Genomic DNA, 14483 nt, shown 5'->3' on the forward strand with positions numbered 1-14483 from the left:
TCCAGGATTGGTCTGTGCAGCGACCGATCGCCGATGCACAGTGGATTACCTTAGGAAGGGTGGGCGCGATGCGACAGGCGGACTGCGCGCAGCGCCCAGTAGGATGCGGCCTAAACGATTGTCAGGCCGCAGAGAGGTGTGCAACCCCGGTTCCACGGGGTCGCAATGGGAGGTCAGAGCGAAAGTTTTTCCACACCTCCTGTCAGGTACTGGGTGCGGTTGTGGCCGCCCTCACGGAACAGCCCGGTGTCGATCGTGAGTTCTTCCGGCTTGTCCTTCTGCAGATGGTCGTATACGTCCTTGATCGCGCCCAACGAAGGGGTCAGGGCCAGCAGCGACACAGTCACCAACCGGTCGCGCGAGTCCAGGTCACTGGTCTGCAGACGGTCGTTGTTCAGCGCCACCCGGTCGCTGGCAGTCTGCAACTGTGCACCGTCCAACCGCGTCTGGTGGGTAACCTCCAGACCGATGGCGTCCCGGCCATTGAGGACCGTGCTGTGTGCTACGGTGTCACGCAGTTCGCGGCGCATGTCGAAGCCGAGCTTGGCCGAGACGGGCAGCGAGTAGGCAGCGTTCAGCTGGTCCAAGCGCTCTTTGGCCTTGGTACCCCATTCGCCTGCCACGCTCGCCAGGCCGCCGATTGCCCCCCACGGATCTCCGCCCATGCCGATTTCGGCCTCGGTCTTGACGGTGATGGCATCGACATGGTCCTTCATGCTGCGGGCGTGCAGACTGCCCACCGAGCCGTTGACCTGATCGGCGTGCACCTGCGCACCGGACAGCCGCAGTTCACCTGGGCTGTTGAAGTCGACCGTGCCTGCGGTCAACCGAGCGTTGGCATAGGTACTGCTCTGCAGTTTGTCGTAGTCGAGCTTGAACTGTGCAGCAAACTCATCGAGCGAATAGGTTCTGTTTGCACCGCCTGTCTGCCCTCCCAGGTTGAACGAAGCAGAAATCAGCTTGTTGTCTCGCTCCTTGAGGGAGCGCGCGGCGCTGATGGAGATACCACCGTTGCTGGCGTTCAGTGCGATACGGTCAGCGTTGGCGTGCAACCCCTCCAGCAAGATGGCTGCAGCATGGTCGCTGCCGGCCGTCACCTCCATGTCCCTGAGCACATGCCATTGCGCGCCGCGTCGCAGCGTCGAATCTTCGTCGGTCTGGCCGAACTCGAAACCTGCACCGCCCGCCAGTGGTCTGCCACCTGTTGCCGGCTGCGCGCTGACCCTCAGCGAGCCGCTGCCGCCATAGACGTTACCCTGCGCTCTGGCGGTATCGATGCTGGCAAGTACCACGACGCTCTCGCCGGCATTGATGGACAGGCTCCCGACAGGGGCTTGCTGCGAGCCGATATCGGTACCCTGCATGATCACATTGCCCCCGGCGGTCAACGTGACTGCACCCGGCGTATCGAATCGACCGCCCACGCCGATGGTCTGTGTGCTGTCGAGTTCGGTGTACTGCCCACTACCGCCGATGGCTGCGCCGGTGATCACGGGCGCAGGCACCACAGTGCCACTGACTTGCACCGCACCGCGTCCACGGGTCCCGTCGTCATGCTTGACGATGCTGTTGCTGGCCTGACGCAGTTGCAGGTTGCCCCCGCTGTCGATACTGATCGGCCCTTCTTCGCTGCTCATCAGGGTGCCTTCATACATACCATCGGTGCCCAATTGAATAGCGATACCTCTTTTGCCAAGCAGGCTGCCGACCACGGCGGTTTCCACGGTCTTGTGCTGAGCATTGCTATGGCCCCGGGCAGCGGCGCCGAACGTCCAGTCGGCACCGATCGACGTTTCCAGCCGAGCGATGGCGTCCACCCCCAGTGCGTCGATGGTAGTGCGCACGCTGTTTCGAGCAGCGTCCAGGGTATGGCTGCCAGCGCTCAAGGCGATCGCTCCGACCGTGCTCTCATACTGGGTCCCGATGTCGTGCAGCTTGCCGGTGACCGCGATATCGATGTCACCGCCCTTGAATTCCGTGACGCGGGCAATGTGGGTCAGCGACTGGCTGTTGCGATCCTGGTAGTCACCCTTGAGATTGATGCCCACGCTCCACGGCAGCAGGCTGTCCTCAAGGCCCGTGGAATACAGGCTGGTCTGATCGACACCCGTCCACAGCTTCTGTACCTGGCGGGTTATGGCACCGTAGTCCAACGAAATGCCTGCGCTGAGCTTGATCTTGTTGTAGTCCAGGGCGGTCTTGGTGGCGTCGGTGACAGCCTGGTTGCGAACCTCATCGGCGCGCACTCGCAATAGCTCGCCGGCTTCCACATGCGCCGCCTGGGTGGTCAGCGTTTTCGCTGTCAGGCGAGCGTCCTTACCCGCCTTGACGGTGCTTCGGGTGTGCACGCTTTCACTGCGCCCATCGGTGTCGGTCTGCAGGCTGAACGTGGACGCGACGCCTACGCGATCAAGGCCTGAGGTGATCTCGTAGCCCACGGTTCTTCCGGTTTCCTGATTGCGGAAGCTACGCAGTGCCTGTGTCGCCAGGATGCGGATGTCCTGAGCCGTGAGCACCGCGTCCTGCTCCGCCTCGACCGACGAGCCGAGCATGGCCAAGGTTTCTCCAGCCTCCAGCGTGACGTTTTTGCCCTTTAGCGTGCTGGCCTGGTGGGTGGTCAGTTGCGCGGTGTCCAATGTCCACTGCTGGCGCAACCCTGCGCCTACGTTCAATTGTCCAGATGCGCCTTGCGCATCGTCGACTGGCTGGCCCGAGCCGGGTCCGGCAGCCTCGACGAACACCGTCAGGTTCCAGTCCTTGCCCTTGAGTGTGGATTCGCTGCTCTGCTCACCGGCACGGACAGTCAAATGACCCTCAGTCTTGACCTTGAGATCGCCCTTGGCCGAAATGCTCGAGCCTATGATCCGAGTGTCGTACTGGCTCTCCAGGTTCACGGTGTCACTGGCCTGGAGCGAGCTACCTTGATAGGTGCTTTGGCTACGGTCGTAGCTGCGATCGGACGATCTGAACAGAGCCGTGTCCAGACGCGCATTTTCCAGGCGCTTGTGCGCTTGTACGCCTTCTATGGTGAGACCTTGGGAACCGCTTTGCAGGACGATATCCTTGGCCCGAACCTGCGCGGCGACTAGGTCCACGCGATCGGCCTTGGCCTCGACCTTGCCGGCGTCCGCCGTCAGCTGGCTGCCACGGTGATCGATGGTCTTCTCGCGGTCGTGCAGCTCAGTGCGCGAGCGCCGGACGATCACGTGCCCTTCGCGACTGTTTTGCTCCACCGAACCGTGCAGGGCGACGGTACCGATGTCCACCGAGTCGGTGCCCGACAGATCGATATCACTGCGGCTGGTCAGATCACTGCCGGTGACCTTGACGGCACGCCCGGCCAGGCTGATCGATTGTCCGTCCAAGCGGCTGGACGCGGCGGTTTGCGCCGTCTGCGTGGCGGTGCTGTCCAGGCGCTGCGCACCTTGGCGTTGGTTGCTGACGGTCACGCGGTCCAGGGTTTGATCGACATTGGCGATCACTTCCAGCGCGTCGCCCGCGCGCACGGCAATGTCACCGCCGCTACTGATGTGGGTGGCGGCGAGCTTGGCGTTGTTGCCTGCGCTCAGGGTTACATTGTGCGTTGCGTCGAGGCTGTTGGTCAGGTGTTCGACCTGTCTTTTATCGACCGTGGTGATGGTTGCGCCCGTAGGCAGAAAGTACCAGTCGTTTTCCACGCCGTTTCTCAGGCTGGATTCAGTGGTGCGGGTCAAGGTGTCCAGGTTCAGGTTCGCACCGGCATCAGCGGTAATCGACGCGCCGCGCGCGGCCACCGACTTGATGCTCAGATCACCGACCGCGCTGAGGCGAATATCGCCGTCGCCAGCGTTCAATACGCCTTGGGTCGCCAGGCCTTCGCGAAGGGCGGTGCTGGCGATGTTCAGATTGCCTTGGGACGCTATATCGATGCCTTGCCGCGCCTCGACCCGGCTGATGCCCATGTTGATACCGGCACCTTCGCGCGTGCTGAGGATATTGATCCGATTGGCATGCATGGCCCCGACCAACTGCGCGTCGGCCTTGAAGGTGTTCTGCTGGATGTAACTGATTGCCAGTGTGTCGGCATCGACCCTGTGGCTACCCAACAGTATGTCGAGCTTTTGCGGGGTGCTGATTGAACCCTGTTGGTCGATCCTGGGCGCCATCAAGGCCAGCGAGCCGCCGTTCACTATGACACCCCCGTCGTCTACTCTCAGCAGCGCGCGTGGGTCGACCGTGCCGCCCGTGTCGAATCCGGCGATGCGGCCATTCTCGACCTGAGGCCGACCCACCAGGAAGGTCGCCTGATTATTCACCCCAAGGTTCACCCGCGCGCCGTTCAGGGAAATACCGTTGGGGTTGGCCAGTACGTAGTCGGCCGCCTGGCCGAAGATCACCTGCTCGCCATTGATATCGGAGCGGCGCCGACCAATCACTTCATTGAGAATGGTACTGGCGGCCTGACCCCTGAACTGCGCATTGGCCTGGACATCCTGGAACTCTCCACCCACGTGGGCCTGACCGGCCTGCATGCTGTTGTTCAGCACCACGCCAGGTAGGCCGACGTTGTATTGCTCGTAGCGATTGTGCGATAGGCCGGCGGCGTTGGGTGCGACGATATCGACGACAGGCGCACGGCCCGAGCCGTTGACGATGACTGGTGTAGGCCCCGACTCGAAGGCGGGCTGGATGACGTCGGCGCTGGCCATGTAAGGGGCCAGTACGATACTGGCAATCGCCAGGCGCAAGGTGTCGCGCTGAACACAACGTGATGGTTTTTTCATGGGGATGTTTACCTGTTTTTAGAAGTTTTTCAGAACGTGCTGGTCAGAACTTCCGTGTCAGAACTTCCATGTCAGAACGCGTGTTTCAAAAGGCTTGCGACAGCCCGAAGGTCCAGAAACCTGGCTCCGGTGATGTACTGGTGCGCCGATGCAATCCGCGTTGATAGTCCAGAGTCAGCTGTCCATCGGTCCAACTCAGGGCCGCACCCGTACTCAGGCCGACGGCCTGTTGGGTCTGGACCTGGTTGTAGGTGTGCTGGCCCCAGCCCAGGTCCAACCCGGCACGGGGTGTCAGGTACAGGCCGGGGGCCAGCAGGTGAGAGGTGCTCAGGGTGTTGCGCAGGGTGGCGCCGTTGGACACCGGCTGGCTGTCCAGGCGGTAGCCACGCACGTTGCCGCTGCCGGCCAGGCGCAACTGCTCCAGGCTGGGCAGCGGGTCGGGGCTGTACTGAAGATCCAGTTCGGTGTTCCAGGCCCAGCGCCGTTCGAGCAGGTTGAACAGAGAACGGCGAGTGACCGTGCCCCGGTACTTTGCGAAACGCGGTTGGGGCGCGTCATGGCGCAGCGGTGTGCTATCGCTCCCCAGCCAACCCTGCCCGCGGGAGTAGCCCAGGTACCCACTCCACACCGAATCGCCCAGGTGAGTCAGGTTCAGCCCGAAGCTGGCAACGCTCAGCGTCGTGCGGCCGTTGCGCACGGTCGTGCCGTCGAACAGCAGGTCGGTGCGAGTCTGGTCCAGGCGCAGGTGTGCGTTGAGCAGCGTGGTCTGGTTGCGCCACAGGCTACGGTCCAGCTTGAGCCCGTAGCTCTCCAGGCTCTGCGCCACGTTATGGCGATTAGCCAATGGTGCCCGCGATTCGAAACGACTCGCCGAGGTATTCAGCGTCCACCGCCCGTAGGGTATTTCGTAGAACAGCCCACCTTGGCGACTGAAGCCTGCGCCACCGTCCAGGCTGTGGGCATAGCTGGCAGCCAGCGAATCGTTGAGGTGCAACGGGTTGTCCAGGCTCATGCTCAATTGCGCCTGGTGCCGCCCGGAACTGTCGCTGCCGCGGTTGTTCAGACCGGCGCCCAAGGTCCAGGATCTGCGTGTGCCTCGCGGACGCAGAATGATCCGCGTGCCGCCCACCTGCTCGCCGGGCGCGATGTCCAGGGTCAGGTCGACCGAACGCAAACGGTTGAGCTGGTCCAGGCCACGTTCCACATCGGTGAGTTTGAGCGGTCGGCCAATCATTCCGGGGAAGGCGCTGCCCAGCGCCAGATCGGTACTGCCATCGGCGATTTCGATCGACTCGATAAAGCCTTCGAGCATGGCGAGGACCAGTTCGCCATCGGCTTCGGGCAACCGAAGGACGTAAGGTCGGGCGGCGATGTAACCGGCCTTCACATAGGCACCCGTCAGCGCGAGCAGCATCTGATTGATGTCGCTGACGCCGATGCACGGCGAAACCCAAGGCTTGAGAACGGCTTGCAGCGTATCGGTATCCAGCAGATGGTTGTCCTGCACCTGCACGGCGGAAACCGGCCAGCAATCGGCATCGCTCTCGACCCGTTGCGGGGCGGCCGGCGCTTGCACCGATGTGTCTTTATGAAGGGTTTCCAGTCGTTGTGCCCGTTCGGTCGCTTCGCGCTCCAGACGCTGGCTATCGAACTGGCGCAAAATCTGGTCATCCAGCTTGGGCACGCCTGTTTCGGCCAGCGCCAGGGCAGGTCCCAATAGCAGCATGGATAACAGGCAGTCTTTGCGGAAAATCGTCATTGCAGCCCAGCCCCAGTTGTCGATCCATCAATAGGGGGCCACTTTATGAGGCAGGACTTCCCAGGGAACGGGCAGGGGAGAAGGGTTATAGGTAGGAAGAATCTGACAGACAGTGGGAAAGCGAGGATTAGAAAAAGGAACCACTCGTAGGATGGTTCCTATGATGCCTGAAGGACCGTCACGATTGCGCCGCTGCAGAAAGCCTTCGGCTCAAGGCCGGATCTCGATCATCGTGCCGTCCTTGACCAGGCTCCACACCTCTCGCATGTCGTCGTTTTTCATGGCGATGCAGCCATCGGTCCAGTCCAGGGTGGCGAAGTACCATTCCGGGTACTCCGCGTCGATCGGAGTACCGTGGATCATGATCATGCTGCCGGGTGGAACGCCCTCGCGGCGAGCCCGGGCCGCGTCGCTGATATTGGGGTAGGAAACGTGCATGGCCAGGTTGAACCGATCGCTGACCTTGCGCCAGTCGAGCCAGTAGAAACCTTCGGGGGTGCGCTTGTCGCCCTCACGCTCCTTGGCACCGTTGGGTTCCTTGCCCAGCGAGATGCGATAGCTCTTGAGCGGCTCGCCGCCGCTGATCAATTGCAACTGGCGGCTGGTCTTGAGCACCAGCACCTTGTCGATCGGGTCCACGCCCAGGCGCTTGCCGGGTTTAGCCACAACGCCGATCTGGTCAACCGGCTTGCGTTCCACGGTAACGGTGAAGGCCGCCTGGGCGCTCACGGCGAAGCACAGGCATAACAGGGCGGTCAGGCAGCGCATCGATGGAGTATTCCTGCAATGAATACGCACCGCGGGTGCCGGTGCGTCGGGTCAGGTCTGAGGCGGCTGCGCGAGCAGCGGCCCCACACACTCGTTGCGGACCGGATAGTTGTGCTCCAGCCGGTCAGCGAAAAAGTATTCTAAGGTACGCCCGACGGTGGGGAAAGCGAGCTCCGCCCAAGGGATCTGATTTTGCGCGAACAATCCCACTTCCAGGCTTTCCTCACCCACGGCAAACACAGGCTCGGACATTTCGGCACGGTAGAACACCTGCACCTGGCTGATGTGCGGCAGATCGAAAACGGTATACAGCGCAAGGTCGGTCACCTGGGCGCAGGCTTCTTCCAAGGTTTCGCGGCTGGCGGCCTGCTGCAAGGTTTCGCCGTTTTCCATGAAGCCCGCCGGCAGGGTCCAGAAACCGCGGCGCGGCTCGATGGCCCGCCGGCACAACAGGACCTGTCCCTGCCATACGGCGATGCAACCTGCGACCACTTTGGGATTCTGGTAGTGGACGAGATGGCAGTGCCCGCAGACGAATCGAGGACGTGTATCGCCGGTGGGGATGCGCAGAGTCACCGGGTTGCCGCAATGGCTGCAGAAATTCATGCTGAGATCCTTGATGGCTGCCGCTATCTTGGCCGTACTGTCCAAGGGCCGCAAGCCTGCGGCGGGGCAAATCGGGCTTGGGCTGCCAGCGGCTTTTGGTGCATCATGCCAGCAGGCCACGGATCGAGAAACGCCATGCTGGACGAGCTACTGCGCCGAGTGAGCAACCACACCCCACGCACGCTGGAAACCGACAGCCGTTTTCCCGAAGCGGCGGTGCTGCTGCCCATCACCCGCAGCGACGAGCCTGAGCTGGTGCTCACGCTGCGTGCCTCGGGACTCTCGACCCACGGCGGCGAAGTGGCCTTTCCCGGCGGCCGGCGCGACCCGCAGGACCCGGACCTGGTGTTCACGGCCCTGCGCGAGGCCGAAGAAGAAATCGGCCTGCCGCCGGGGTTGGTGGAAATAGTCGGTCCGCTCAGCCCGCTGGTGTCCAAGCACGGGCTCAAGGTCACGCCTTTTGTCGGGATCATTCCCGACTACGTCGAATACCAGCCAAACGATGCCGAAATCGCTGCCGTGTTCTCGGTGCCGCTGGAGTTCTTCCGCCAGGATCCGCGCGAACATACCCACCGCATCGATTACCAGGGGCGCAGCTGGTATGTGCCCAGCTACCGCTTCGGCGAATACAAGATCTGGGGGTTGTCGGCGATCATGATCGTCGAGCTGGTCAATCTGATGTATGACGCCCGGATCAGCCTGCACCGGCCTCCCGAGCACTACACCGCCATCTGAGCGTCGCTCGGCCAAGTGCCGTGCCGACCGCTGCTGCGTCGAGGACATCACATGAAATACCGTCTGGGCGACTCTCGCGTCGAAACCCATCCCGACAGCTGGACCGCACCCAACGCCACCCTGATCGGCAAGGTGCGTCTGCAGGCCGGCGCCAGCGTGTGGTTCGGCGCCGTGCTGCGCGGCGACAACGAACTGATCGATATCGGCGAGCACAGCAACGTTCAGGACGGCACCGTGATGCACACCGACGCAGGCGTGCCGCTGACCATCGGTCGCGGCGTCACCATTGGCCACAATGCCATGCTGCATGGGTGCACCGTGGACGACTTCAGCCTGATCGGGATCAACGCGGTTATCCTCAACGGCGCCAAGATCGGCAAGCACTGCATCATCGGCGCCAACTCGCTGATCGCCGAAGGCAAGGAAATTCCCGATGGATCGCTGGTCATAGGGTCACCAGGCAAGGTCGTGCGCGAACTGACCGAAGCCCAGAAGCGCATGCTCGAAGCCAGCGCCGCGCACTACGTCCATAATGCCCAGCGTTACGCGCGCGAACTGACCGAGCAGGATTCATGAATCCTCTACCCAAGCCGGTCAAGTCACCCTGCATCAGTGTGTGCGCGCTGGACGATCAGGATGTGTGCACAGGCTGCCAGCGCACCGCAGTCGAAATCACCCAGTGGGGGCGCATGAGCGACGAGCAGCGTCGCGACGTCCTGCGTCTGGCTCATCAGCGCGCCGTGGCCCAGGGCCTGATGTTGCCGAGCGTTTAGTCGGGTACGCGCCTCCCGGGTGGCGAGACTGGCGCGCGCAACGTCGTGTTGAGTTAAAATGCCCGCCCCTGTCGGGCAGGCGTGCGTGCTGCCCCTCGCTCCAGACGCTTCCCTGAGGACCTGAAATGACCCGTATCGGAACCCCCCTGTCGCCGACCGCGACCCGCGTATTGCTGTGTGGCTGCGGCGAACTGGGCAAGGAAGTGGTGATAGAGCTGCAGCGCCTGGGCGTCGAAGTCATTGCCGTCGATCGCTACGCCGATGCGCCCGCCATGCAGGTTGCCCACCGCAGCCACGTTATCAACATGCTTGACGGCGCCGCCTTGCGCTCGGTCATCGAAGCGGAAAAGCCGCATTACATCGTGCCCGAGATCGAGGCCATCGCCACGGCCACTCTGGTGGAGCTGGAGTCCGAGGGTTTCACCGTGGTGCCGACCGCGCGTGCGGCTCAGCTGACCATGAACCGCGAGGGCATCCGGCGTCTGGCTGCCGAAGAGCTGGACCTGCCGACCTCGCCGTATCATTTTGCCGACACCTTCGAGGACTACGAGCGGGCCGTGCAGGACCTTGGCTTCCCCTGCGTGGTCAAGCCGGTCATGAGCTCCTCGGGCAAGGGCCAGAGTCTGTTGCGCACGCCTGCCGATGTGCAGTCTGCCTGGGACTATGCCCAGGAAGGCGGACGCGCCGGCAAGGGCCGGGTGATCATCGAAGGCTTCATCGACTTCGACTACGAGATCACCCTGCTGACCGTCCGCCATGTGGGCGGAACGACGTTCTGTGCACCGGTCGGCCACCGTCAGGAAAAGGGCGACTATCAAGAGTCCTGGCAGCCACAGGCCATGAGCCCGGTGGCTCTGGCCGAATCCGAGCGTGTGGCTCGTGCGGTGACCGAAGCCCTGGGTGGGCGCGGCCTGTTTGGTGTCGAGCTGTTCATCAAGGGCGATCAGGTGTGGTTCAGCGAGGTCTCGCCGCGTCCGCACGATACCGGTCTGGTCACGCTAATTTCCCAGGATCTTTCCCAGTTCGCCCTGCATGCCCGTGCCATTCTCGGCCTGCCGATTCCTATGGTTCGTCAGTTCGGGCCGTCGGCCTCGGCGGTGATTCTGGTCGAGGGCAATTCTCGCCAGACCGCCTTCGACAACCTCGGTGCGGCACTGGCCGAAGCGGATACGGCTCTGCGTCTGTTCGGCAAGCCGGAGGTCAATGGGCAACGGCGCATGGGCGTGGCCCTGGCCCGCGACGAGTCGATCGAAGCGGCCCGGGCCAAGGCCACACGTGCCTCGCAGGCGGTCAAAGTCGAGCTGTAAGGGGGAGGTTGGCTGGCGCCTGCCGAAGGGAGGCGCCGGTCAAGCAAGCATGCAGCGCTCGCGTCACGCCGCAGGCAAGCTGCTTGCGTGCCAGATCAGTACCCGCGACGCACGGTTTTCCTCGGTTTCGAGAATCTCCATCCGATAGCGGCCTATCTTCAGGCAGACGGCGCTGGCCGGGATGCTTTCCAATGCCTCGGTCACCAGACCGTTGAGGGTCTTGGGACCGTCACTGGGCAGGTGCCAGCCCAGGCTCTTGTTGATGTCACGGATGGAGGCCTGACCCTCGACCACGAAACGTCCGTCCAGCTGCGGGTGGATATGGGGGTTGGCCAAGGCGTCGTCATCTTCGAACTCGCCGACGATCTCTTCCAGAATGTCTTCCAGGGTAACGATGCCCTGCACCTCGCCGTACTCGTCGACGACGATGCCCAGCCGCCGCTGCTGTTTGTGGAAGTTGAGCAGCTGCATCTGCAGCGGCGTGCTTTCCGGCACGAAATAGGCTTCGTAGCAGGCGGCCAGCAAGGCGTCGAGGGTCAGCTCGCGTTGAGGCAGCAAGTGGCTGATCTGGCGCGTGTTGAGCACCCGCTCGACATGGTTGATGTCATTGTGGAAAACCGGCAGGCGGGTGTGCCGGCTGATCATCAACTGGTCGATGATCTCGTCCAGCGAGTCTTCCAGGTTGATGCCATCGATCTCGTTGCGCGGCACGAGAATGTCGTTGACCGTGATCTTGTCCAAGGCATGAATGCTGTTGGCCAGGTGCGGCTTGTTGCTGCGCGCCTCGGCGGCCAATTCATCGAGCACGCTACGGGGCTGGGCAGGTTCCTGCCGGGCGCCCTGGTTGGATTCCTTGCGAGCGAAGGGAACGACCAGCAAACGCGCAGCGCCGTCCAGCAACCATGCCAGCGGCCAGACCAGCTTGAGCAGCGGAACCATCAGGGCATTGGCCATGCCGATGAACGGTCGTGGATAGCGCCGGGCAAGATGGCGTGGTAAGTAGTCGGCCAGTACCAGCAAAGCGATCGCTGTACCCAGACCCCCAAGCCAGGCGCCATGGGCGCCGCGCAGATAGATGCCCAGTGTGACACCCAGAGTCACGGCCAAAGCACGGACCAGGGTAGCGAGCAGTACCAGGCTTGGTAGAGGCGCCTCCAGCGCCGGGCGATCGCCATTGCGGCCAGTGGGGCGCTGTGCGGCCAACGTGTGCAGCGCCGCGTCCACTGCACACAGCAGCGCGGCGAGGAGAATGGCCAGCGCCAGCGCGCCGAGCATCGGCCCTAGGGGCAGAGTGTCCATGGGTGACCTGTCAGATGTGCAGAATGTATTCGCGAACCAGCTTGCTGCCGAAATAGGCCAGCATCAGCAGGCAGAAGCCGGCCAGCGTCCAGCGAATGGCCTTGTGTCCGCGCCAGCCCAGGCGGTTGCGCCCCCACAGCAGCACGCTGAAGACGATCCAGGCCAGACAGGCCAGCAGGGTCTTGTGGACCAGATGTTGCGCGAACAGGTTCTCGACGAACACCCAACCCGAAATGAGTGACAGCGACAGCAATACCCAGCCGGCCCAGATGAAGCCGAACAGCAGGCTTTCCATGGTCTGCAGCGGCGGAAAGTTCTTGATCAGGCCTGCCGGGTGCTTGTGCTTGAGCTGGTGATCCTGCAGCAACAGCAGCAGCGACTGGAACACGGCGATGGTGAACATGCCATAGGCCAGGATGGACAGCAGGATGTGTGTGAGGATGCCAGGCTCTTCGTGGATCAGTGGCGCGGTCCCGCCGGGCACGAACTGCGCGATCAGGATGGTGGCCAGGCCCAGGGGGAACAGCAGCACCAGCAGGTTTTCCACGGGAATCTGACTGGTCGCCAGCAGGGTCAGGGCGATCACCGCCACGGCGATCAGGCTGGCGGCGCTGAAGAAGTCCAGGCTCAGCCCCAGCGGTGTCAGCAGTTGCGAGAACAACGCGCAGCCATGGGCGATGACGGCCAGGAAGCCGAACAGGTAGAGCAGGCGCTTGTCAGCCTTGCTGCCTTGGCCAATGCGGGTTGCCTGATAGGCAGTCGCAGCGGCGTACAGGCAGGCGGCGGCGAGGGTGGGTAATAGACTGGGTGACAAGGGGAGCATAGGTCCTGTGGAGCACAAGCCGGAAAGTGCCTGAGTTTGGCATCAAATGCCCGCCGACGAAAGACTGCATACCGCGCAGTGTCCGTGGCACCCACTCTTGGTTATAATCGCCGGCCCGCTCTTGCCGCCACAACCTCGGCTCAACCAGAGCCAGAAAGGATCGCGACATGTTTGAAAACCTTACAGACCGCCTCTCGCAGACGCTTCGCCACGTTACCGGCAAAGCCAAGCTGACCGAGGACAATATCAAAGACACCCTGCGCGAAGTGCGCATGGCGTTGCTCGAAGCCGACGTCGCCCTGCCGGTGGTGAAGGAGTTCGTCAACAAGGTCAAGGAGCGTGCGGTCGGCACCGAGGTTTCGCGTAGCCTGACCCCGGGCCAGGCGTTCGTGAAGATCGTCCAGGCCGAGCTCGTCGAAATGATGGGCGCCGCCAACGAGGAGCTGAGCCTGGCGGTGACTCCGCCGGCAGTCATCCTGATGGCCGGTCTGCAGGGTGCGGGCAAGACGACCACCGCCGGCAAGCTGGCGCGCTACCTCAAGGAGCGCAAGAAGAAGACCGTGATGGTGGTGTCGGCCGACGTCTACCGTCCGGCGGCCATCAAGCAGCTGGAAACCCTGGCCAGCGATATCGGCGTGACCTTCTTCCCGTCCGACATCAGCCAGAAGCCGGTGGACATCGCCCACGCCGCGATTCGCGAGGCCAAGCTCAAGTTCATTGACGTGGTCATTCTCGACACCGCCGGCCGTCTGCACATCGACGCCGAGATGATGGGCGAGATCCAGCAACTGCACGCGGCCGTCAAGCCGGCCGAAACCCTGTTCGTGGTCGACGCCATGACCGGTCAGGACGCGGCCAACACGGCCAAGGCCTTCGGCGATGCGCTGCCGCTGACCGGTGTGATCCTCACCAAGGTCGACGGCGACGCCCGTGGCGGTGCCGCGCTGTCGGTGCGTGCCATCACCGGCAAGCCGATCAAGTTCATCGGTATGGGCGAGAAGAGCGAAGCGCTCGAGCCGTTCCACCCCGACCGGATCGCATCGCGCATCCTGGGCATGGGCGATGTGCTCAGCCTGATCGAGCAGGCCGAACAGTCGCTGGACAAGGACAAGGCCGACAAGCTCGCCAAGAAACTGAAGAAGGGCAAGGGCTTCGACCTCGAAGACTTCCGTGACCAGCTCGTGCAGATGAAGACCATGGGCGGCCTCGGTGGCCTGATGGACAAGTTGCCCAGCATCGGCGGTGTGAATCTCTCTCAGATGGGCAATGCCCAGAATGTCGCCGAGAAGCAGTTCAAGCAGATGGAAGCCATCATCAACTCCATGACCCCGGCCGAGCGCCGCGATCCGGACGTGATCAGCGGCTCGCGCAAGCGCCGTATCGCCATGGGTTCGGGCACGCAGGTGCAGGACATCGGTCGCTTGATCAAGCAGCACAAGCAGATGCAGAAGATGATGAAGAAGTTTTCCACCAAGGGTGGCATGGCCAAGATGATGCGCGGCATGGGCGGCATGCTGCCCGGCGGCGGTGGCGGCATGCCCAAGATGTAACGCATTGCGTCGGTACGAGAGCCCTGTGGGAGCCTGCTCCCATACGTCTACTTCCCGTGCCGATGAATACCCTGGCCATGTGGCCAAACTCCGTTGCTTG

General features: G+C 62.9%; 11 protein-coding genes. 5 read left to right on the forward strand and 6 right to left on the reverse strand.

The window, feature by feature from the left end; translation table 11 throughout:
- Positions 1–173: 173 nt before the first annotated feature.
- The 4 genes from ASF66_RS13480 to ASF66_RS13495 form a co-directional block, all read right to left on the reverse strand.
- A complete protein-coding gene (locus ASF66_RS13480; protein ID WP_056844201.1) occupies positions 174–4763 on the reverse strand; it encodes a hemagglutinin repeat-containing protein in 4590 nt (1529 codons plus the stop codon).
- Positions 4764–4848: 85 nt separating this feature from the next.
- Positions 4849–6489 carry a ShlB/FhaC/HecB family hemolysin secretion/activation protein gene (locus ASF66_RS13485; RefSeq protein ID WP_162240086.1) on the reverse strand — a complete coding sequence of 547 codons (1641 nt, stop codon included), beginning with the start codon at positions 6487–6489 and terminating at the stop codon, positions 4849–4851.
- Positions 6490–6732: 243 nt separating this feature from the next.
- The gene (locus ASF66_RS13490; RefSeq protein ID WP_056844203.1) at positions 6733–7290 is read right to left on the reverse strand and encodes a L,D-transpeptidase family protein; all 558 of its coding nucleotides are present in this window, start codon (positions 7288–7290) and stop codon (positions 6733–6735) included.
- Between the two features lie 51 nt (positions 7291–7341).
- Positions 7342–7896 carry an NUDIX hydrolase gene (locus tag ASF66_RS13495; protein ID WP_056844204.1) on the reverse strand — a complete coding sequence of 185 codons (555 nt, stop codon included), beginning with the start codon at positions 7894–7896 and terminating at the stop codon, positions 7342–7344.
- 135 nt (positions 7897–8031) lie between these two features.
- On the opposite strand from ASF66_RS13495, the gene ASF66_RS13500 reads away from it, so the two are divergent.
- The 4 genes from ASF66_RS13500 (at position 8032) to purT (ending at position 10711) form a co-directional block, all read left to right on the forward strand.
- Positions 8032–8631 (forward strand): CoA pyrophosphatase, encoded by a 600-nt coding sequence (locus tag ASF66_RS13500; RefSeq protein WP_056844205.1) that lies wholly within the window; start codon positions 8032–8034, stop codon positions 8629–8631.
- Between the two features lie 51 nt (positions 8632–8682).
- Entirely contained in the window at positions 8683–9207 is a 525-nt protein-coding gene (locus ASF66_RS13505; protein ID WP_056844206.1) for a gamma carbonic anhydrase family protein, read from the forward strand.
- Entirely contained in the window at positions 9204–9404 is a 201-nt protein-coding gene (locus ASF66_RS13510; RefSeq protein ID WP_056844207.1) for a DUF1289 domain-containing protein, read from the forward strand. Before ASF66_RS13505 ends, ASF66_RS13510 begins: the two co-directional genes overlap by 4 nt.
- 125 nt (positions 9405–9529) lie before the next feature.
- Positions 9530–10711, forward strand: a complete 1182-nt coding sequence (gene purT, locus ASF66_RS13515; RefSeq protein WP_056844208.1) for a formate-dependent phosphoribosylglycinamide formyltransferase — start codon at positions 9530–9532, stop codon at positions 10709–10711.
- Positions 10712–10774: 63 nt separating this feature from the next.
- On the opposite strand, the gene ASF66_RS13520 is transcribed toward purT, so the two are convergent.
- Together ASF66_RS13520 and ASF66_RS13525 are read right to left on the reverse strand one after the other, a co-directional pair.
- The gene (locus ASF66_RS13520; protein WP_056844209.1) at positions 10775–12010 is read right to left on the reverse strand and encodes a transporter associated domain-containing protein; all 1236 of its coding nucleotides are present in this window, start codon (positions 12008–12010) and stop codon (positions 10775–10777) included.
- Positions 12011–12020: 10 nt separating this feature from the next.
- Positions 12021–12833, reverse strand: a complete 813-nt coding sequence (locus ASF66_RS13525; protein WP_056844210.1) for a cytochrome C assembly family protein — start codon at positions 12831–12833, stop codon at positions 12021–12023.
- 167 nt (positions 12834–13000) lie between these two features.
- Between ASF66_RS13525 and ffh the strand changes: the two genes are divergently transcribed.
- Positions 13001–14383 carry a signal recognition particle protein gene (gene ffh, locus ASF66_RS13530; RefSeq protein ID WP_049861273.1) on the forward strand — a complete coding sequence of 461 codons (1383 nt, stop codon included), beginning with the start codon at positions 13001–13003 and terminating at the stop codon, positions 14381–14383.
- Positions 14384–14483 lie beyond the last annotated feature (100 nt).

This window comes from Pseudomonas sp. Leaf129 (assembly GCF_001423465.1).
Lineage (GTDB): Bacteria > Pseudomonadota > Gammaproteobacteria > Pseudomonadales > Pseudomonadaceae > Aquipseudomonas > Aquipseudomonas coleopterorum.